Below are 21,492 nucleotides of genomic sequence, written 5' to 3' on the forward strand. Positions count from 1 at the left end.
AGTAACTCCTAAGCATGACAAGATTCTTCTGAGCGCTATGGCTGCGCCCAAGTACATATCAAACTGATTTTGTTTTATCCGGAAAGATTACCTTGTGTTTTTTCCACCTGTTTTGAGTCGGCTTAGGTGAATAATTCCCTCAACGCAACCGAAACGGTAAATTTGACATTATGCAAGCGACCGTAAACATTCCCTATTGAGTCATGCAAGGTAATATCAACAACCAGCGCCAAGGCAGTTTTGGTATTAATTCGCATAGAAGCATAAAATTCTTCACCAAATGCCAAGGTAGCATATTGTTCAATTTTCCCAATTGAGCATGGCAGGCCTGCTTTATCCAAACGCTGCATTAGCCAGAATAAGGGCAGTTGCAGAGCGACATCATAAATAAACAGGTTGAAGGAATTGACCGGAAACTGTCCCTGTAATTCAGGCGCTACGTCATCCAGCCGGCATTTCAATATCAGGTATTGATCATCAATATGGATAACCTTGCGTATTCCCTGAAATATGCTGCCGTGGAACAACATTCTGCCCTGGCGCATATCGCCATACAAAGGGTGCGTCAGAACAATCTGAGTGTACAAATCGGTATGCAGTTCTTCGCAGGCCGCTGTCCGGCGTTGAGTGGTGAGGAATAGCGTGGCCTGATAGTGTTCAACCGTGCCTTTTCCCTGCTGACTGGTGATGGAAATATCTACCGCCAGCCGCTCATCCCCCCGCACATAACCGCAGTTGGGCGTCAACACCACGGTGTAGTCGCCAGGCTGGTTACCATCAAACACAATCCCCTTCAATACGCTGAAATTCACCACGTCCTGAAGCTGGTAGCCCGGAAAGCGCTCTTCACAAATACGCGTCATCCAGCCAATAGCAGCGGTGGCCGGCAATACCGGGTTGTCACAGATGACATAGTGGTGCAGGAACGGATTGGCTTCCAGCGTCAACAAACGCTTAACTTGCTCCTCATCCGGCAGCGATTTCACCTGACGCGTGGCCTTGTAGTTTTCACCACCAACAATTACCTGCTTAGATTCAGTATCAGTAAATTCCTGTACGAAATAGCGGGTTCCCACGTTGCCAGGAATGATCACCATGTTGCGGGCACTATAGGTACGTTTTAATGTGTCGTTGACCATACCTCCGTCCCACGGCCCCCAGTTGATGGCACGAACGACCAGACTGCTGTCGCCCTCCAGTGGCAGGTAAGCAAATTTACTCAGGGTTTCATTGGCCATCGCATAATCGGCTTGCCCAGCATTGCCGAAATAACCGACAACGGATGAGAACAGCATTACATGGCGCAGGCTGGCAATATCCACGATCTGGCACAGGTTTTCCAATCCTTTGACCTTAACGTCAAACACTGAGCGTAAATCATCCAGCGTTTTCTTCTCAATACGCTTGTCCGCCAGGTTGCCGGCACCGTGAATGATACCCGTCACTGGTCCAAATGCCTGCTGTGCCGCAGCAACCGCCGCAGCAACCTGCTGCACATCGGTAATATCACAGTGCAGGTAACAGGCATCTCCCCCAGCCAGCCTGATCTTTTGCAAGGTTTGGTTAACCTCATCGGCATATAATATCCCGCTCAACATGGCATCAATTTTCACCGGCGTTGGCTGGACCTGTTGGGATTGCAGATAGGCGATCGCCGCAGCCTTGCGCTCATTGAGCGTGGTGGTACCGTGTGCCCATGTCGGCAAAGGCGCGTCCAAATCGGTTCTTCCCAACAGGACAAAGCGTGCCTGGCTGAATTTCGCCATCTCGATGATACATTGGGCCGTGATGCCACGTCCCCCGCCGGTCACCACAAAAACGTCCTCACGGCTGACCTGGAGTGGTGTATCAACGGGTTCCTTCGCTGCAAACGCTAGCGTCATGCGCTCACCATTCACACCGCGGCCAACTTCGGTCAGATCGGTACAGCTATCCTGCAACTCTTCAATTAGAATCAGGGCAACATCACGCGGTTTCACTTGGGCGTCGATGTCGAGAGTACGGCAGAATACGTTTTTCCACTCGATGTTCAATGACTTGGTCAACCCGCTGACCCCACTGGCGACGACTTCAGCCAGCCCGTTGTCATCCGATGTGGACAGCGCACCATCCCCACGGCCTACGATAAAGAAGTAGCCCGCATAGTTTTCATCTCGGTTCAGGCTGCCCTGCAAACGCTTGGCCAGCAGGAACGTGGTTTCAATCGACATATAACCCTGCGTGCTGAACACCTTAGCCAGCGTTTTCACACTCTGCCGTGGCGCTTGAAGATAGATCACGCCATCGATCGCCCCCTGCTCCTGTTCAATTTCACCGATTACTGTATCCAATGTGGCTTCATCAGCGCAGTTCAGCACGTAGTGGCCGGCGATTTTGACATACTTTTCATTTTTTGCTATTCCCGCACCCAGAGTTAGTACCGCCACCCGCTGGCCCCGCTGTTTCAGCTGTTTAACCACCTCATCGACAACTGTTTTACCTTCGTCCACCACCAGCCAGAGGCGCGACGAGGCAAACGCCAGAGGGTAACAGTCTGGAGTCGGTAACGATCGTAACATTACAGTATAACGTGCAACCCGAGGTTCAACTGACGCAACCTCTTCGGCAGGAATAGGCTGAACCGCAGGTGCAGCACTCAGTTGCGGTTCAGCCAAAGACTTTTTTGCGTTAGCGGCCTTTGACACAGAGGCGGTTGAGGTAACAAAGCCCAGCGTGCGCAGCGGTGTTTCTGCCCTCACATCTTCTGACGTTCTCAGGCTGTGCAAGGCCTGGTCGCTATCCTGTCCACGGGCATTGTCTTCAATAAAGGAATCCGTTGGCGATGCGGCTGCTTCCACCGGCGCATAGCCCGAATTTTTACGACGGATATCGGCGATAATCTCATCGTTCATTTGTTTAAAGAACACTGAGATCTTGCTGATATTGCTCAGTACTTCGATATCGAAGGTTTCCAGATACTTGTTCTTCAACGCATCGTGATAAATGCCAGTGTCTGCGGAAAATGCATCAAACATCGCGCCGAAAATTTCCAGACGTTTGATAGAATCAATGCCGAGATCGGCCTCAAGATCCATTTCTGCATCAATCATATCCTGCGGGTAACCGGTTCTATCACTGACGATGGCAACCAGTTTGCCAATGATTTTTGCCTCGGTAATTTGCTCAAAATGTTTGATTTGTTTTTCCAGTTCCGGGTCGCCCGCACTGGATTTAGTCGGTGCAACCGGCTGACTCACTATCGGCTCAGAAGTGGCGGCGGGTATGGTCAGGCGCGGCGCGACAATTTTTCCCATAGTTGGGACCTGCGCAGTGACAGGGGCAGCCTGAGGCGCCACAACGGCAACTACCGGCTGTATGGCCTGCCCCGACTGGAATAAGCTCTGCTGGGTGGCAAAATATCGTTCATGGTTGGCGTGATACAGCTCCAGGTTTTTATCCAACAACTGCACACTTTGCCCTAGGCTAGACAACATGACCGGCAAATTCTGGTGATCCTGGAACTTCTCCAACAGGGTGTATTGCTTGTTTAACAGCAACCCCAGCAGTTGGATATACTCTTTCTGGTTGGTTTGGAACTGTTCATGCAGTTGGCTCATAACCAACTGCGCCTGCAACAACTCATCCAAATTGCTCTTCCCCACGTTCTCATTCAATTGATTATTCTGTCCCATAGCGTTGCCTCGCTTCTGAATTGCAACCGACGTGCTTTGTTGAATAAATGGAGCAGAATCCTTTAGTGATCCCGTCTTTACCACCAACTCTGGAGCCGGCCTGGAGATCGCTGGTGCGGCCTCAGGCACACGGTTGGTGATAAACCGTTCCACCACAGCGGTGTCGCCGTCACGCATCGCGCGCTCGCGCCGCTCCTGATTCTTATCTGACATGAAAAAACCGCCACTGAGTTTGAAAGTCAGACGATTGTTTTTTTCCTCCGATGGCGGTTGTACACGGGCATGCCGATCCAGAGCATTTAACCTGACTCCCTCTGCCAGTAACCTGGCCTGGGCTCGCGCCAGTTGTAACCTCTCCTCGCCTTTATTACTGGCACTGACCGAGATGATGCTGTGCTCTCTGCCATTAAGGATATCCGCGACCAGCTTGCTCAATACCCCTTTTGGCCCAATTTCGACAAACAGGCGGCCACCATGCTGATAGATGGTTTCGATCGTTTCACGGAAACGCACTGGCATGACCAACTGTTCCGCCAGCAGGCTGGCAATATCCGCAGGTGATTCGCCGTAAGGCGCCGCCGTCGCGCTTGAAAACAGTAAGCACTGAGGTGGCTGGAAGTTGATTTGCGCCAAATAGTCACGAAATGGCGCATAAGCTGACTGGATAAATTCGGTATGGAATGCAGCCGACACGGGTAAAATGCGGCAATGAATCTGGCTGGCTTTCAGTTCATCATGCAGCTGATGGATAAATCTTGTGGCACCGGCCAGTACCACCTGCGAGGCAGAGTTATCGTTAGCGACGGTAATCCCCGGATAGAGCTTGAGCACATCTTCACGCTGCTCTGGTGTTAGAGACACCGCCAACATTGCCCCGGTATCTAAGTCTGCTCCCTGGTTAGCGGCGGCAAACGCCGCAGCCGTTCCCCGCGCCAGTGACACGCGGTAAAAATCAGCATCAGACAGAACGCCAGCCGCCCATAAAGCTGTTACTTCACCATAGCTGTGACCAGCAACAAAATCTGGGTTAAAACCATTCTCTTTCAAAATCGCAAAATAGCCGGCGCTGATAGCCCCCAATGCCGGTTGAGCATTGACCGTATCAGTCAGGAGCTCGTTTTGTCGCTGCCGTTCAGCATCGGAAAATACAGAGGTGGGATAAATCACGTGCGACAGCCCCTGACCACGCTCGTTGGCCGCCAGCACATCCAAAGCCTCCAGCGCCTGGCGCATTTCAGGGTAGTCATTGGCAATGTCACGGCCCATATTGATATACTGCGATCCCTGTCCAGGGAACAACGCCACCACTTTTCCATCCAAATCTTTGGCCGCAGGCTGGTAGTAAATTCCCAGTGGGTGTTCCCAGCCACTTTCACTCTTTTGCTTCAACTGTTTCACTGCCGCCGCCATTATCTCCGCCGCCTGTGCGCCAGATGTAGCAACAAACAACAGACGTGCTTGATGAGGTTGCAGCCCGTTAAGATCCTGATGTGCAAGATGCTCGCGTAACGCCTGCCCGGCAGACGATACGCTGCCAAAACGCGCCAGCGCCACCTCACACTTGGTCAGCAGTTGCTCAGGGTTCTCGCCGCTGAACAGCAACGTGACTACCTGTCCATTCAAACGATAAGCACCACGCGGCTCTCGTTCATACTCTTCCAAGATCGCATGGAAATTCGTTCCGCCAAAACCAAAAGCACTGAGGGCAGCGCGGCGTGGCGCAGCGTTAAGAGGTCGTAACCAGGGACGAGGTTCATTGTTGACATAGAATGGCCCGTTATCCTGGGACAGCATTTCGTCAGGCTGAGTGACGTTGATCGTGGGAGGTAACACTTTGTGATGCAGGGCAAGCGTCGCTTTGATCATTGATGCTGCCCCCGCCGCACTGCGAGTATGACCAATCTGTGACTTAATGCTGCCTATGGCCACCGATTTCGCCGCCACCTTGTGCTCATCGAAGACCATGCGCAGGCTTTTCAGCTCGGTATTGTCACCGGTGGCCGTCCCGGTGCCATGCGCCTCGACCAGTTGAATGTCCGCGGGAGTGAGGCCAGCACGGGCATAAGCACGCTTGAGTGCTTTTACCTGGCCTTCATAACGAGGGGCAAAAATGCTTTTCGCTTTACCATCACTGGATGCCTCGAGCGATTTGATCACCGCATAGATATTATCACCATCCAACTCGGCGTCTTCCAAACGTTTCAGCACCAGCATGCCAACACCATCACCAAGCATAATGCCATCGGAGTCACGATCGAAAGGGCGCGACAAGTTGCTTTTCGACAATGCCGGAGTTTTGCTGAAACACACGAAAGAGAACGCTGAATTCTCCAGGTTGACTCCCCCCGTCAGCACAGCATCACAGCTGCCTGAATTGAGCTCACCGATAGCAGCTTTGATCGCCGCCAGGCTGCTCGCACAAGCGGCATCCACCATGTAGGACGTCCCACCAAGGTCAAAATAGCTAGCGATGCGGCCACAGGCCACATTACCGAGGAAACCAGGTAAACAGTCCTCATTCCATTCAAGGCATGAATCATGTACCCGGTCGATCACGTCGTCCACAACCGCCTCTGGCAAGCCGGACTTGATCATGATTTTACGCAGGTACGGGGTTTGCTGACGGCCCGCCAGCGAGAATAAGGTATTGCCGTTACCGCCGCCACCCAGAATAACTCCAATGCGATCGCGGTTCACTAGCTTGTTTTCTTGACCAATTAATCCCGCATCCTGCATTGCCTGTTTAGCCACGTACAATGAAAATAATTGGACGGTACTAATTGAATCAACAATGGCCGGTGGAATTTTAAATTCCACCGGGTCAAAATCAATAGCAGGAACAAAACCGGCTTTATGACCATACGTTTTATCCTCAGCCGACGCATCTGGATCATAAAAATCCTCTTTGCTCCAATATTCTACCTCTGACACGGTGGTAATATCGGTCAAAGAATCTCTTTTAGCCATTATGTTTTCCCAGAATTCATGCAGGTTTGAGGCATCAGGGAAATGGCTGGCCATGCCGATAATAGCAATATCACCCTGGCCTTTCTTACCATGCATTAAATATGTCTCAGACATATACTCCTCACGCTTTAGGTGAAATAATCCCATGCGCAACACACACCAATAAATTGTGCTATGCATAGTGAGCTCACCGCTGTTGTTTACACCAAAATGATCTTTCCATGATCGTTTAATGACTCATCAAAAGTTATTTACTGCAATATTGTTATATTTCCTGCGACAACAGTTGAATTTTCACCCATGCCTGATAACCCTGATTTTTTCATAAGGATATTATTACCGAGGTTATTCTTATCCTCGCGTTCATATTTTCTGACAGTTTTCATCGCTCCATAAAAAATAATTTCCACTGAAACAGAAACAATCACCACCAGTAAATAGAATGCCAGAAAAATGCCAATGAAAAGTGGCCTCCTGCCATGTAGGGAGGAAAAAACAAATACCATCAATAGGTACAGTGTCAATAACGCTACGAATCACAGTATTAAAGAAAACCAATCTAGATAGCCTATTATCCCTAGAAATGACGGTCATGATACTCTTTTAATTACTAATAGATATACCCCGTCATTCGTAAGGCTTGTATAAGTTATATTGGTCTATTTCATGTTTTTCAAGGCAATAAAACTGACTTTAATTTTTATATAACTGGTATACATCGGTTTAACTTAACTTTCAAACCGCAGTGAAAATCAGCTTATATTAAAAGATAAAGACAACATAACCCTTTTAAATCAATTAAATATAGAAACAACAAAACACCAACAAATAATTATATGTATTAACAATGGTAAAAAAATGAAAGATAAGACCACAAAAACCATAAAAAAAACAAAAAATAAAATTTTATATCAAATTAAATTAAAATTTAAAAAATACAATAAAATAGATAATAAAACTGCAACAATTACGTGAGGTAGATTGGATTTTAATAAAAAATTCATCAAAAACCTTTACATAAAATGATACGAGGTGTGATAATTGGAAATATTTTCACCTTATCGATTAATTTAATTTTTTTATGTTTTCGGGAGTAAACTTTATTGCAAAGATATTAAAAGAGAAAAACCCAATGACAAGAAATTTAACTAATGATAAATCCAGCCATTATCACCAAGTTATTTACCTTTTAATTATAATGCAGTATTGAGGTTGCCTGATTAATCCTATTCCTTTCATTTAGGCAGCGATCCTCCAGAACCAACATGATATGGCGAGTTTCAACGAGACGACAGGAAATAACCATAAAACAGCTGGCATCCAGACCTACTGTGAAAAACAGATTAAATAATCGCTGCAAAAACATCGCCTAGATCACACTTTAGTCACAAATCGCCATTTCCCAACGAAAAGTACCCGCGAACCTTCCAAAAATCTATTCAAGAAAAGCCGTTATGAAGCTTCAATTAAGAAACACAAAATAAACATTAAATTAACATTTACGTGCCAATATTGATTATATTTATATCAAGACCGGCGCTTTTTATTCAGACTGTGAGGTAGACATGAAACCAGAAGATTTTCGCGCCGATAAAAAACGCCCATTTACCGGTGAAGAGTACCTGAAGAGCCTTCAGGATGGCCGCGAAATTTATATTTATGGCGAGCGCGTAAAAGATGTCACCACACATCCCGCGTTCCGCAATTCTGCTGCTTCAATCGGTCAATTATACGATGCCCTGCACGCCCCTGAGACCCATGATGCTTTATGCTGGAACACCGATACCGGCAATGGTGGTTATACTCACAAATTCTTCCGCTTTGCCACCAGCGCTGACGATCTGCGCCAACAGCGTGACGCTATTGCCGAGTGGTCACGTCAGACCTATGGCTGGATGGGCCGTTCACCTGACTATAAAGCGGCATTCGGCAGTGTGTTAGGCGCATTCCCTGAATATTATGGTCAATTTTCTGATAACGCTCGTCATTGGTATAAAAAGATTCAGGAAACAGGGGTTTATTTTAACCATGCCATCGTTAACCCCCCCATTGATCGCCATAAACCCGCCGATCAAACCCGTGATGTTTTTATCCAACTGGAAAAAGAGACGGATGCAGGTATTATCGTCAGCGGCGCAAAAGTGGTCGCGACCAACTCGGCGCTGACTCACTATAACTTTATCGGTTTTGGTTCCGCGCAAGTCATGGGAGATAACCCTAACTTCGCCCTGATGTTTGTCGCCCCCATGGATGCCGATGGCGTGAAACTGATTTCCCGCGCATCTTATGAACTGGTAGCCGGTGTGACTGGTTCCCCGTTCGATTATCCTTTATCCAGCCGCTTTGATGAAAACGATGCGATCCTGGTGATGGATAAGGTCCTTATCCCTTGGGAAAATGTCCTGATTTACCGTGATTTTGACCGCGCACGTAACTGGGCGGTTAAGGGCGGTTTCGCCAGCCTGTTCCCATTACAGGCTTGTGTACGTCTGGCAGTGAAACTGGATTTTATTACCGCCCTGCTGCAAAAGAGCCTGGAATGTACCGGCGTGATAGAATTCCGTGGTGTCCAGGCGGATCTGGGGGAAGTAGTTGCCTGGCGTAACCTGTTCTGGTCGCTGAGTGATGCTATGTGGGCAGAAGCCAAGCCGTGGCAAGGCGGTGCTTATATGCCGGATATTCAGGCAATACAAACTTACCGCGTGATGGCCCCAACCGCTTATACAAAAATTAAACATATTATTGAAAAAAACGTTACCAGTGGCCTGATTTATCTGCCATCCAGTGTCCGTGATATGCATAACCCAGAAATTAATAAATATCTGGAACGATATGTTCGTGGTTCCAACGGTATAGATCATGTTGAACGGATCAAAGTGTTAAAACTGATGTGGGATGCCATTGGCAGTGAATTCGGTGGTCGCCATGAGTTATACGAAATCAACTACGCCGGCAGCCAGGATGAAATTCGTCTGCAATGTCTGCGCCATGCCCACGGCTCCGGTAATATGAAGAAAATGATGGATATGGTTGATCGCTGCCTTTCTGATTATGATCAGAACGGCTGGCTTAGACCACACTTATACAACAATAACGATATTAACCAGTTAGATACGCTGCTGAAATAATCGGTAGCAGGAGGCCAATTATGTCTGTAGAAAATGAACATCGCCTGCGTTTCAGAGATGCGATGGCAAGCCTGTCAGCAGCAGTGAATATCGTCACCACCGATGGTCCTGCCGGATGCTGTGGTATTACTGCCACCGCGGTATGCTCGATCACCGATACGCCACCCACTCTGATGGTATGTCTTAACCGCAATAGTGCTATGAACGTGGTTTTTCAGGAAAATGGCCGCCTGTGTGTCAACATCTTAAACCATGAGCAAGAATTGATGGCACGCCACTTTGCTGGTATGACCGGAGTCAGTATGGAAGAACGCTTTCGCTGGAATATCTGGCAAAAAGGTCCGCTGGGCCAACCTGTGTTGACCGGCACCCTCGCCAGCCTCGAAGGTGAAATTGAGCAGGTTCAGGAAGTCGGCTCTCATAATGTGTATCTGGTTCACATCAGGCATATTACTGTGAGCGAACAAGGCCATGGTCTGATCTATTTCAAACGTAATTTTCGTCCGGTTATGCTGGAAACTGTTGCTGCCGCAGTTTAACAACCTATTGGTTAGGCTCTAAGCTGCTCCGCCAATATTCAGGCCCGAAACGGCCTGAATAGCCTTTTTTGCTTGCTTTATTCAGTTAACAATTCAACTAAATCCTTTTCCTAACCCTTTTTGATATTCACTTGATGAATATGCTGTTAAATTTTATACGCAATCTTTATGTTCGTGTGATCGACCATTGAGAACCTATTTTAACCCTATAATAATCTACCTCGCTCAATGTTCACCTAAATAAAGTGCATAAAAACATAATCTTAGCGATACATCATTTCACGGGGATGTTAACTACCCTGCGTTTCCTGGTGTATTCCAAGATAAATAATCACTAATCAGAGGTAATCAACTATGAATAAACCCGCTTCGCTCGGTTTATTACAACAACCCAAGCCGTTTTTCATGATCTTCTTCGTCGAACTTTGGGAACGATTCGGCTACTACGGCGTACAGGGCATTCTTGCCGTTTATTTTGTACAAAAATTGGGATTTTCTCAGGAACAGGCGTTTACTACCTTCGGGGCATTCGCAGCGTTGGTTTATGGCCTGATCTCTATTGGTGGCTATGTCGGTGACCATTTACTCGGAACTAAACGAACCATTGTGATAGGTGCTATCGTTCTGGCAGTGGGCTATTTTATGACTGGCCTTTCCATCCTGAAACCTGATTTAATTTTCTACGCATTAGGAACGATTGCCGTTGGTAATGGTCTGTTCAAAGCCAATCCGGCCAGCCTGCTGGCTAAATGCTATCCACCCAAAGATCCTCGTCTGGACGGGGCTTTTACTTTGTTCTACATGTCAATCAACATCGGTTCGCTGTTCTCACTCGCTATCGCGCCGGTTATTGCTGAAAAATTCGGCTATGCCGTTACCTATAATATTTGTGGTATCGGTCTGATTATTGCTTTATTGGTCTATATCTTCTGTCGCAATACGGTTCGTAATATTGGCTCTGAACCAGACCATCAACGAATCAACTACAAAAACCTGATCCTGGTTCTGGCGGGAACTGTTGCGACGGTTTTCGCCTGTGCATGGCTGATGCACAATGTAAAAATTACTAATATTGTTCTGATTGGCTTGTCTGTGATCGTAGTGTTTATCTTCTTCCGTGAAGCATTGAAGCAGGATAAAGTTAGCCGTAACAAAATGTTTGTCGCTTTCATTTTGATGCTTCAGGCCATTGTGTTCTTCATCCTGTATGCTCAGATGCCAACTTCTCTAAACTTCTTCGCAATCCATAACGTTCATCATCAGCTACTTGGTTTTAATATCAATCCGGTCAGTTTCCAGGCGCTTAATCCATTCTGGATTGTTGTTGCCAGCCCGATACTAGCGACTCTGTACACTCGCTGGGGTTCTAAAGGTAAAGACCTGACCATGCCGACTAAGTTTACCGTCGGTATGTTCCTGTGTTCTTTAGGTTTCCTGACTGCCGCTGCTGCCGGTTTGTGGTTTGCTGATGAGCAAGGTTTGACTTCACCCTGGTTTATCGTTCTGGTTTATCTGTTCCAAAGCCTGGGTGAATTGATGATCAGTGCATTAGGTTTGGCAATGGTTGCTGCACTGGTTCCTCAGTATCTGATGGGCTTCATTCTGGGGATGTGGTACTTAACTCAAGCAACCTCATTCTTACTCGGCGGCTATGTAGCAGCCTTTACTGCGGCACCGAAAGGCATTACTGATCCACTGCAAACATTACCTGTCTATATCAGCGTATTCGGCAAAATTGGTATCGCTACCTTTATCGTTGCGATCATCATGGCAATCACGGTGCCGTTGTTGAACCGTATGATGAATGAGAAACAAAAAGTATGATTTGTTCTAATTGACATCCTCTCCAAAGGAGGTAATACCGCCCGTTTGAACATTTTTATTCGGGCGGAGTACTTTCGTTTTCCAATTAACGTCTCTGTTCAAAGTAAAATATTAATCATTTTACTTTTCATAAAATACCATTCAAAACAATATTAAATCACCTTCAAAACTAATCATGTGGAATCCCTCACCGGCATTTTTGTAACAAGCAAGGAATTCCATCAGTCAGATATGGAGCATCTAGAATTTAGTCGCTTTGAACATTGCGAAAGGTGGGTAATATCGTAGACCTTCAGTATCCTTTGAAGCATCAGCGTCACTGTGTTCAAAAAGCTCAATAGTTTTGAACCCGGCCTCGTTCAAGGTTTTGTAATATGTATCTTTATGCCAATGCGTATCTAAAATCTTAAAAATACGTCCATTTGGCAGCTCTAAATACACTGGCTTGGTTTCTCCATCACTGTATTTTTTATTTAGATCACCGCTCATAAAAGAACTGAACTTAATCCCAACGGAATCCGGATTGGTATCCAATACGTAAAAAATGCCACCAGGTTTTAATGTCCTGTGAACTTCCTTAGCGATTTTCAAAAGATCAGACTTTTCACTGTTAGTAACGAACACGTAACAGCATATAGCTGCGTCGAAAATATTATCATTGAAGTTAAGGACATCAGTTGTGATTTGATGATAAGAACTATTGCCACGATTGATGTTGCTAGAGGCTTTATCCACCATGGTTTGTGAGATATCTACTCCCGTTACCGTTTTTATGCCTCTAGCAATTAGCCGACGTGACACTTTCCCGCCACCACAACCGTAATCAAGAACTGATATGTTTGGCCCCAAGCTCTCCTTAAGGTTCTCAATCAACGGTGTGTACCCAAGTCTCTCTTCCAAATAATCATCATATTGATCAAATAAGTTTGAAGCCTCTTCATTCATCCAGTCAGTATTCATTTGTTATCTCATATTCATTTATGTGTAGTAATAACCCAAAAAGGAGTAGATTTGCCTATTTCAGCCCGTTCAATAAAAAAGATCTGTGATTCAGAGCGACGAATTTTCTTCTCATATTCCAGAACCTGGGATACCACTGAAAAATCCGATTCAGGTATTACAGGTGGTAAACATATTGACTCAAATGTTTCAAATGGACGATCCCGTATGGATTGGACTTTCTCTTGAATTGAGAGGGTATTTTCGGGGCACATCATAATATCCTTAAAGCTCCAGTTTCGGAAAATAAGCACTCTTTCGAATTTAGTTTTTAAGGGCTTTTAAGAAAAAACATAACCGAGTTAAATAAACAGGTTTAACAGGACCTAAAATAGCAACTTGGCTTTTGTCAACACCTACATCATATTTGGCAATATTGCTTTTTCTTTAAATTGATCACATTTCTCCAGAACCCCATTGTGAAAAAAATTCAATATCAAAATGACACAAATACAACCATATGTATATAGGCATTATCTATATATTGAGTTCAGTCACAATATTCATTTTTTTACAGGAGGTTTATTGCATATATACAAAATTAACTTGAATTCTGCATCTTTAAATTAATTGGCTATATCACCATTCTAAAAATAGTTTTAAAAAAATAATCACTATACTTATTGAAAATCATTATTTCATACAGAATGATATATAGTCGAGATAATGACTATGTTCTCTTCGCTCATCACAAAATATTAATCATTTTACTTTTCATAAAACACCATTCAAAATAATGGCAATTATTTCATATCTTTATCATCAACAAATGTAATTATTATTTATGTTATTATAAATTTTGTTATTGCATTACCACAGTCATTTAGAGAAATAATAGATAATAACGCTATGAAATAGTTAATGTCCGAATGATACCATTTTATCTACCCATTATTTTCAACCTATTTCAGCCCGTTATCAGACGTCATATTTGCTGCCTTATTTTAATGAATATCAATAACTTCTTTATTGTATCCATGATACGCAGGGCAGCATAAGTGTTTTATTTTTAACATCTAAAAGGAATCAACATGAGTACACTCACGCCCGAACTCCTGGAAATCACCCCGCAGGAACAAAAAGCTAACCGACTGCATGAAGCGAGTATTCTCAAACGCGCCAATCCTCAATTACAACATGCGGTACATCTTGCCATTACAGAGCCTCATGCCGATCAGCAAGGTTATAACAGTAAATTTGGTGGCCGTGCCAGCCAGTATGTAGCCCCCGGCGCAGTTGCTTCCATGTTCTCTCCCGCGGCTTACCTGACTGAGCTTTATCGTCAGGCTCGCGATTTACATGCGGAAAGTTCCGATTATCATCTGGATAAACGCCGCCCGGATTTACAATCCTTGGCTCTCAGCCAAAAAAATATGGATTCAGAGATTTCCACGCTTTCTCTGTCCAATAAGGTGTTGCTGGAGGGTATTAAGAATAAACTGCTGGAGCATATTAAAACTCTGTCCAAGGACAAGCTGCTGAAAGATATTGCACCTTTGTTCAAGGACAAGCTGCCGGAGAATATTGAAACTCTGTTCAATCTGGACAGCCACACTAAAGTAATGGAAGCGTTACCCAATTTCCGCGTTTCTGGCATGATGCCATATCACGATGCTTATGAAAGAGTACGTAAGATTATTCAATTACAGGCTCCGGTGTTTGAACAAGTCAGTACATCATCGGAAACAACTATCGCCAATCTGATGTATCAAGCTTCCCTACTGGGAATTAATGCTTCTGTCTCGCCTGAATTATTTAATACTCTGACGGAAGAGATCACCGAAACTAATGCAAATGAGAAGTTTAAGAAAAACTTTGGGGATATAAAGCTAGCAGAACTTCTCACTCTGGATGCCTTGAAATACTATTACAATTTAACCAATGAAGAATTAGAACAATTTTTAAAATATATATTAATAGAAAGTAATTCTACTTATACAAATAATCAGCTTATTAATATAAGCATTGATACGTCAGGTAAAATACAATTGAGTCGTATAACACGAACACCTGGCTCAAATTATAACAACCTCAATTACATGAATTTACACCCTATTCAAAATAAGCATTTTTATGTTGATATTAGCTATAAGAAAAAAGCTGGGCAAGTTAGTATTAGACTCAACTCTCCTCAGTCTAAATATCTCACAGGTATATATAACAACACGACCCTAGAAAACACGAATTATTCTTCCCCAAGGTTTCAATTAGCCAAAGAAGACATTCAAAAAGAATTTATTCTTTTAAGTTATCGTTATAAAGAAAATAGCCATTCAGATATATCTGACTCATCTTATGCCAAGTTCCAAATTCAGAATTATTCACCTGCAATTTTTCTGTTAAAACTTAATAAAACCATTCTCTTGTCCCATGCAACAAAACTTCTTCCAGCAGTACTGGAAAAAATTGTCTTCGGTATCAATCAGGAACTAGATATCAACGCAGAAGTATTAAAGAAAGTCTTTCGCGTTAAATATTATATGCAACGTTACGGTATTGATGCCGAGACTGGACTAATACTGTGCAAAGCACCAATTTCAAAAAATACCCATGACGACCACTCCAGCCAGTTTGATCGTTTGTTTAATACTCCAAAACTAAATGGTCAGGTTTTTTCCGACAAGAGTGAGGAGATGATTGATTTAAATCCAAGTGGTACCAGCGACTGGAAAAACACTGTGCTTAAACGTGCTTTTAATGTCGATGATACCTCACTCTATCGCCTGCTAAAGATTGCCAACCGTGACAATTCTGATGGGAGGATAATCAACAATATAGAGAATCTTTCTCATCTTTATCTGGCGAAATTACTGGCGGACATCCATCAGTTAACTATCGATGAATTGAGTTTACTGCTGAAAACCATAGGTGAAGAAAAAACTAATTTATCTACAATCAGTCATACTGCTCTGGAGACTCTGATTGATAAACTCTATGCCGTCATCAGTTGGCTGCGTACACAAAAGTGGAGTGTGTATCAGTTGTTTATGATGACTACCACTAAATATGACATAACCCTGACTCCGGAAATCCAGAACCTGCTAGATACTGTCTACAATGGCTTGCAGGGCTTTAACAGTGAAAATGAGGCAAATCTGCTGTTGAAAATGTCTCCTTATATCGCCGCCGCTCTGCAATTGCCGTCTGAAAATGTTGCTCACTATGTACTCACTTGGGCAGATCAGCTAAAACCTAGCGCAGGAAAAGTAACAGCCGGAAAATTCTTAGGATGGTTGCAGGCTCTACGCGATCCAAAACAACCAAAATCCGCTGTAACACAAGAGCAGGCTGTTCAATACTGCCAATGCCTGGCACAACTGACGTTGATTTACCGTTCCACCGACCTTAGCGAAAGCACTTTACGTCTGTTTGTCACAAAACCGCAGCTCTTTGGCATTAAAGCGGGAACAGCACCAACGCATACCACCTTGATAACGCTGACACGTTTTGCTGACTGGGTTAATTCTCTGGGTGAAAATGCCTCTTCTGTACTAACCGAATTTGAAAAGGAAACATTAACAGCAGAGCAACTGGCTAAGGCAATGAATCTTGATGAAAATCTGCTATTGCAAGCCAGTACCCAAGCACAGAAGGATTTCTCCCTCTGGACATCTCTCGATACCATCCTGCAATGGGTTAATATTGCGCGTCAATTGAATATTTCCCCATCAGACGTTTCAGCGCTGATGAAATTACAGGCTGAAAAATCCACTTATGATCAGTGGGAAAATGTAGCTACGATATTAACCGCCGGATTGAACACCCAACAGGCCAACTCCTTGCACGCTTTTGTGGATGAGTCTCGCAGCGCCGCATTGAGTGAGTACTATATCGGTAAAGTCTCCAGTCAAAACCCAGCGATTAAAAACCGTGATGACCTGTACCAGTACTTATTGATTGATAACCAAGTTTCTGCTGCCATCAAAACCACGCTGATTGCTGAAGCTATCGCCAGCATCCAGCTATATATAAACCGGGCATTGAAAAATATGGAGGGAAATGCAGTTTCACAGGTTGTCAACCGACCATTCTTTACTGATTGGGATAAATACAACAAACGCTACAGCACCTGGGCCAGCATTGCTAAGCTCGTTTATTACCCAGAAAATTACATTGATCCGACCATGCGCATCGGACAGACAAAAATGATGGATGCGCTGCTGCAATCCATCAGCCAGAGTCAACTGAATACCGATACCGTAGAAAATGCCTTTATGTCTTATCTGACATCGTTCGAACAGGTAGCTAATCTGGAAGTCGTCAGCGCCTATCATGACAATACCTATAGTGATCAAGGACTAACCTATTTTATCGGGCACAGTAAAACAGAAGTTAACCAATATTACTGGCGTAGCGTGGATCACAATAAATTCAGCGACGGTAAATTCCCTGCTAACGCCTGGAGTGAGTGGTACCAAATTGATTGCCCGATAAATCCCTATAAAAACATTATCCGCCCGGTAATCTTCCAATCCCGCCTGCATTTAATTTGGCTGGAGCAGAAGAAGGTTGTTAAGCAGGCAGAAAATAATAATCAAACCGTCGAAAAAGATTATCATTATGAGCTGAAACTGGCACATATCCGTTATGACGGTACTTGGAACACACCAGTAACCTTTGATGTGAGTGACAAAATATCTGCTGTTTTGAAAACATTAATGCTATTAGAACAATTGAAAAAATACCAAAAACAGTTAGAAGAGACAATAGAGGGAGCGCAAAGAGCTAAAGAGGAAGCGAGCAGAAATAGGGATCTACCACTGCCTTTAATAGTGAACCCACCAAAGCCACCAGAGCTATTAGATGAGTTAATTAAACAATTGGAGACGCAGCTACAGGAAGAATACTATTTAGATAGACTGGAAGAACTGAAGAAGTTGATTCAACAGGAAATAAAGCAGCAGCAGAAGCTACTACAATTAGGGTTCTATTGTACAAATCATCAAGACAATAAATTGCTAGTAATGTTTTATCAAAAACAGGATTCCTGGGATAAATATACAACAGAAGCACCAATAAAAGGGCTACATATCTTCTCAAATATGTTATTTGAAGATACAAATCCTGAAGATTATATAACTCACATTTGTAAACAATTTGATACTAATACTGAAGCCAATTACATCATAAAGGTGAATAATCAGTATGAAATCTCTTCATTAGCAGAAACGGATGACGATAATATCCTGACCATTAACCATGATGCAAACGGGGCACAATATATGCAATGGGAAATCCATCGCATTCGCCTTAATACGCTGTTTGCCCATAAATTAGTCAGTCGCGCCACCGCTGGAATTGATACTATTCTGAATATAGAGACCCAGAATATTCAAGAGCCTACTTTATGGAATGATAATTTTACTGCAAAATTACCAATATATAGCTCAGATCTTCACGGTAACAGCAGAAATATCACAATAATGTTAGGGAATAATATAGAAATACCTGATGAAAAAAATGTCATTTATCAGGGTGAATTAAAGGATGACATTAAATTAATTGATCTCTCTGAAACTTATATATCCGTAATAAATGGTAGTAATAGTACTAAGCCAGGAAATGAGCAGGGGAGTAGCTATTATTGGATTTATTTATTTGTAAAGTATTCTGACAAACCAATAAACATTGGAGGGTTTTGGTTTATTAATGAAACTGATTTTAAATGTTATTATCCAGTAAGTTATAAAGAAGATATTGTTCCTATTTTTACAGAAAATAAATTGGGAACCGAACCCATGGATTTCAGCGGTGCCAATAGTCTCTATTTCTGGGAACTGTTCTACTATGTCCCAATGTTGATTGCCCAGCGTTTACTGCACGAACAAAACTTCGATGAAGCTAACCGTTGGCTGAAATATATCTGGAACCCGTCCGGTTATATTGAGAACGGTCAGATTCAGCATTACAACTGGAACGTTCGCCCACTGCTGGAAGATACCAGTTGGAACGATGATCCATTAAATTCGATCGATCCTGATGCTGTAGCACAATATGATCCAATGCATTACAAAGTCGCTACTTTTATGCGCACTCTTGATCTATTGCTGGACCGTGGAGATTACGCCTATCGTCAGTTAGAACGAGATACGCTCAATGAAGCCAAAATGTGGTATATGCAAGCACTGCATCTGTTAGGTGATAAACCCCATCTACCGCTCAACTCAACATGGAATGATGAAAAAAGCCTGAGTGATGCCGCTAACCCTGAGAGGCAAAAGGCACATTCCCATGCAATAGCAGCCTTACGACAGGGTGAATCTACACAGGTGAGTAACCAGACAGATCTTTTCCTGCCCCAGGTCAATGAAGTCATGCTGAGCTATTGGCAAAAACTGGAACAACGGCTGTACAACCTGCGCCATAACCTCTCTATTGACGGTCAGCTTCTACATCTGCCTATTTACGCTACACCGGCGGATCCGAAAGCATTGCTCAGCGCCGCTATCGCCAACTCCCAGGGTGGAGCAGCTCTCTCACAACCCTTTATGTCACTGTGGCGTTTCCCACACATGCTGGAAAACGCACGCGGTATGGTGAGTCAGCTCACTCAATTTGGCTCCACGTTACAAAATATTATCGAACGTCAGGATGCTGAAGCCTTAAATGTCCTGCTACAAAATCAGGCAAAAGAGCTGATATTGACCAATATAAGCATACAGAACAAAACCATTGAAGAGCTGGATGCTGAAAAAACTGTGCTGGAAAAAACACGCCTGGGAACACAATCACGCTTTAACAGCTACAGCAAGCTATACGATGAAAATGTTAATGCTGGTGAACATCAAGCACTGGATATGAGAGTGGCTTCTCACAGTATTACAAGCGGATTGAAAAGTCTGCATATGGCTGCTGCTGCACTGGATATGGTACCGAATATCTACGGCCTGGCGGTTGGGGGATCACATTATGGTGCTATCGCCAATGCGATTGCTATTGGTGGTGGCATTGCCGCCGATGGTTTATTGATTGAGGCCGATAAAGTCTCGCAATCTGAAATATGGCGCCGCCGCCGTCAAGAATGGGAAATCCAGCGTAATAATGCACAAACCGAGCTGAACCAAATCGACGCTCAACTTGGTTCACTGGCAGTGCGCCGTGAAGCCGCAGTATTGCAGAAAACCAGCTTAAAAACTCAGCAGGAACAGACTCAGGCACAACTGACCTTCCTGCAACGTAAGTTCAGTAATCAGGCACTGTACAACTGGCTACGTGGTCGGCTAGCCGCCATTTACTTCCAGTTCTACGATTTGGCGGTATCACGTTGTTTAATGGCCGAAATGGCCTATTGTTGGGAGACGAATGAAACCACGACAAGCTTCATTAAGCCTGGTGCCTGGCAGGGAACCCATGCTGGCCTGCTCGCAGGTGAAAACTTGATGCTGAATCTGGCACAAATGGAAGATGCCCATTTGAGGTGGGATAAACGCGCTCTGGAAGTGGAACGTACTGTTTCATTAGCAGACGTTTATACGGAGCTTGGTAAGGATAGAATTGATTTAGCCGCCGAAATCACAGACTTACTCAAAAAAAAGAAAGATAACTTGGGCAATGACAATAATAGCATCCGTCTCAATGACAATAAATTGATAGCCACAGTCAATCTTGCCAATTTGAACATTCGGGAAGATTACCCGGCATCTGTTGGCGAAACCCGGCGCATCAAGCAGATCAGTGTCACCTTGCCAGCCCTATTAGGGCCATACCAGGATGTACAAGCCATTCTGTCCTACGGAGGAAGTGAAACCAGGCTGGCCGAAAGCTGCAAATCACTGGCAGTTTCCCATGGAATGAGTGACAGCGGACAGTTCCAACTGGATTTCAATAATGGCAAATTCCTGCCATTTGAAGGAATTGCCGTTGATGATAAGGGAACATTGATATTGAGCTTCCCAAACGCGACTGACAAACAGCAAGCCATGTTACAGACTTTGAGTGATATTATTCTTCATATTCGCTATACCATTCGCTAATTAACTCTCTCAACCAGACACTAAAACAGGCCTCTAAACGGGGCCTGAATCTTTCCTAATTGCTCCCTTTGCTCACCACAAAATATTAATCACCTTATTTTTCATAATACACCATACGCAACAAATGCAATTATTTCATTTTGTTATTGTAACTAAACTATATTACTTTGGGTGTAATTATAAATTTTGTTATTGCATTACCACTGCCATTTAAAGAAATAATAGATAATAACGTTATGAAATAGTTGATAGTTGAATGATGGCTTTTTATTCGTTGTTTATTTTCAACTCACTATCGAACGTTATATGTGTTGCCTTTACTTTGATGGATATAAATAACTTTTCTATATATCCAAGCGATGCAGGGCAGCATAAGTGTTTTATTTACTTA

7 protein-coding genes are annotated in these 21,492 nt (G+C 44.0%); 4 read left to right on the forward strand and 3 right to left on the reverse strand.

Features of this window, described 5'->3' with window-relative positions; genetic code table 11:
- Window positions 1-122: 122 nt before the first annotated feature.
- Both ACGF7G_RS10550 and ACGF7G_RS10555 read right to left on the reverse strand, forming a co-directional pair.
- Window positions 123-6,752, reverse strand: a complete 6,630-nt coding sequence (locus ACGF7G_RS10550; protein ID WP_387465308.1) for an SDR family NAD(P)-dependent oxidoreductase — start codon at window positions 6,750-6,752, stop codon at window positions 123-125.
- A 137-nt stretch (window positions 6,753-6,889) separates the two neighbouring features.
- Window positions 6,890-7,048, reverse strand: a complete 159-nt coding sequence (locus ACGF7G_RS10555) for a hypothetical protein (protein ID WP_387465310.1) — start codon at window positions 7,046-7,048, stop codon at window positions 6,890-6,892.
- A 1,155-nt stretch (window positions 7,049-8,203) separates the two neighbouring features.
- Between ACGF7G_RS10555 and hpaB the strand changes: the two genes are divergently transcribed.
- From hpaB to dtpB, 3 genes are all read left to right on the forward strand, one after another.
- Entirely contained in the window at window positions 8,204-9,766 is a 1,563-nt protein-coding gene (hpaB, locus tag ACGF7G_RS10560; RefSeq protein WP_387465312.1) for a 4-hydroxyphenylacetate 3-monooxygenase, oxygenase component, read from the forward strand.
- 20 nt (window positions 9,767-9,786) lie between these two features.
- Window positions 9,787-10,305 (forward strand): 4-hydroxyphenylacetate 3-monooxygenase, reductase component, encoded by a 519-nt coding sequence (hpaC, locus tag ACGF7G_RS10565; protein WP_046975371.1) that lies wholly within the window; start codon window positions 9,787-9,789, stop codon window positions 10,303-10,305.
- A gap of 354 nt (window positions 10,306-10,659) precedes the next feature.
- A complete protein-coding gene (dtpB, locus tag ACGF7G_RS10570) occupies window positions 10,660-12,129 on the forward strand; it encodes a dipeptide/tripeptide permease DtpB (RefSeq protein ID WP_387465314.1) in 1,470 nt (489 codons plus the stop codon).
- A gap of 240 nt (window positions 12,130-12,369) precedes the next feature.
- Here dtpB and ACGF7G_RS10575 read toward each other — a convergent pair whose 3' ends face one another.
- The gene (locus tag ACGF7G_RS10575; RefSeq protein WP_387465317.1) at window positions 12,370-13,089 is read right to left on the reverse strand and encodes a class I SAM-dependent methyltransferase; all 720 of its coding nucleotides are present in this window, start codon (window positions 13,087-13,089) and stop codon (window positions 12,370-12,372) included.
- 1,070 nt (window positions 13,090-14,159) lie between these two features.
- Here ACGF7G_RS10575 and ACGF7G_RS10580 point away from each other — a divergent pair.
- Entirely contained in the window at window positions 14,160-21,101 is a 6,942-nt protein-coding gene (locus ACGF7G_RS10580; RefSeq protein WP_387465319.1) for a neuraminidase-like domain-containing protein, read from the forward strand.
- Window positions 21,102-21,492: the final 391 nt, after the last annotated feature.

This window comes from Photorhabdus sp. RM323S, from assembly GCF_042879375.1.
GTDB classification, from domain to species: domain Bacteria; phylum Pseudomonadota; class Gammaproteobacteria; order Enterobacterales; family Enterobacteriaceae; genus Photorhabdus; species Photorhabdus tasmaniensis.